Here is a 574-nt window from a genome sequence, read left to right on the forward strand (position 1 = left end):
AAAATTAAATCTGTTAATATAACTAGTCTCTAGATCAGTTAAAGCTTTATGACTTATAATTTTGCTTTCGTATGTGAAATATTCATATATACAAAATATAAATTTATCTAAGCCATACTTAGTAAATGCTTTTTGTAAAGCAATATTAGACTTCTTATTTTCCAAATGTTCATTAAGTCTTAAATAAAAATCCTTGGCACTTCCGATATATTGATTATTATTGACTGTATTAATAAAAGAATAAATACCTCCTTTGTCTTTTAATAATATTCTAGAAGATTTAATAGAGTCTTTATTATTTAGATTATTAATAGTAAAAATAGGAACAGGAGGTAAATCAGATGATTGTGAATCTGATTTTGAAGTAGAATAATATCTATAACTAGCTATTGTACAAACTTTTAATCTAGATATAGTATTAAAATAACCTGTATGAACTAAATAGTTCGCACCTAAGGTAGTAACGGTAGAGTTCATATTTATATATGATTTCATTTTTTTTATCATTTTGTATTTACATACAAATTTGGACTATACCTTATCTAATAGAGCCGCAAGGCGTCTATTAAATGAT

The 574-nt window shown here is 24.4% G+C and carries 1 protein-coding gene; it reads right to left on the reverse strand.

All coding sequences use genetic code 11. From position 1 onward, the window contains the following. Positions 1–477 (reverse strand): GIY-YIG nuclease family protein (locus tag IEW49_RS13495; RefSeq protein ID WP_188643246.1); only part of this gene is annotated, 477 nt, incomplete at its 3' end. Between the last annotated feature and the right edge of the window lie 97 nt (positions 478–574).

This window comes from Pseudoblastomonas marina (genome assembly GCF_014641655.1).
Taxonomy (GTDB): Bacteria; Pseudomonadota; Alphaproteobacteria; order Sphingomonadales; family Sphingomonadaceae; genus Alteriqipengyuania_A; species Alteriqipengyuania_A marina.